At 59.1% G+C, this 1,312-nt stretch carries 1 protein-coding gene and 1 pseudogene; both read right to left on the bottom strand.

Translation table 11 applies throughout. The annotated features are described in order from the left end of the window. Positions 1 to 185: pseudogene (locus IVB01_RS27370) on the bottom strand (flagellar protein); the annotation flags it as partial. Between the two features lie 356 nt (positions 186 to 541). Continuing rightward, on the bottom strand, positions 542 to 1,312 hold a 771-nt coding region (locus IVB01_RS27365), incomplete at its 5' end, for a flagellin (protein WP_253075128.1).

The raw sequence follows: 1,312 nt of genomic DNA, 5'->3' as shown, positions 1-1,312 counted from the left end.
TTGTTGATGTCGCTGGCGCGGTTGTCGAGCGACTGTGCCGTGAAGAAGTTGGTGGGATTGTCCAGAGCCGAGTTGACGCTCTTGCCGGTCGACAGACGGCTCTGTGTGGTGGCGAGCAGATCGGCGGTGGACTGGAGAGAGAGCAGGTTCTGACGAACCGACGAGGAGAGGACGATACCGGACATTGAGTGTTACCCTTCTGGTACGCAACGCAACAAACTTCGATTAGGATTAATCGATGCCGGGAGGGTGAACTTTTGGGGCTAACAAAGCATGAAGCGTGTCGCTGCAGTCCTTGTGCGGATTCACCATATGCGCGATCGTATCCGGATCACGCCCTCGTGTATCGTCATGATAAGATGGTGCTTTTTCGTGCAGTGGCGATGTGTTTGCTACTTGTCAACCATAACTCAGAGTGAGCAATTGGCTGCATTCGAATGCCCGTCTACGTCTCACTGCACGACGTCTTCATACAACCGCATAAAGGAAACGGCGGGGCCGAAGCCCCGCCGCCAGATCTTGCCTGCGATGTCGTGCGCGATTAGCGGAGCAGTTGGAGCACGCTCTGCTGCGACTGGTTGGCCAGCGACAGCGCGGAGACCGCGATCGACTGCCGGGTCGACAGCGCCTGGCTGTTCGCCGCTTCAGTATTGGTGTCGGCCAGGGTCAGGTTGGACGAACCGGTCTGCAGCACGTTGATCAGGCTCTTGTTGAAGTCCTGACGCACCTGCACCACCGAAAGGTTCGAACCGAGCGCGGAAGCTTCCGAACGCAGCGTGCTCGACGCGTTGTTCAGGTTGGTCAGCACCTTGTTGGTGGCAGCGTTGTCGATGAAGTCGACGCCGTTTGTCAACGCGGCGAGGCCCAGACCCTTGGAATTGTAGGTCACGCCGGTGATGTTCAGGCTCGACTTGCCGGTCTCGTCGAACACCAGCTTGAGCTGATCGCCGTTGAGCAGGTTGACACCGTTGAACGAGGAGTCCTGCGCGGTCGTGTCGATCTGGTTCAGGATGTTGTTGTACTGATTGACCAGATTGGCACGGGCCGTCTGGGCAACGGTGTCCGCGACCGGGGTGGAAGCCGTCGAGAACGTCAGCGACGAGGTCAGCGTTCCGCCGATCGCACCACCCGCAGTCGTCGAGCCAAGCGTCGAGGACGCGTAGTCGTTGGTGGTCGAGATCGTCAGCAGGCCGTTGGCGTCGATCGTGGCAGACAGGTTGTTGGCCTGAAGCGCGGTGTTGAGTTGATCGAGCGTCTTGACCGTTCCGTTGGTGCCGTCGCCGAAGGTGACGTTGACCGCCGTACCGCCGTT

This window comes from Bradyrhizobium sp. 164 (genome assembly GCF_023073715.1).
In the GTDB taxonomy this organism is placed as follows: Bacteria; Pseudomonadota; Alphaproteobacteria; order Rhizobiales; family Xanthobacteraceae; genus Bradyrhizobium.
The sequence above is the reverse complement of the archived record's forward strand: the minus strand, read 5'-3'. Positions and strand labels throughout refer to the sequence as shown.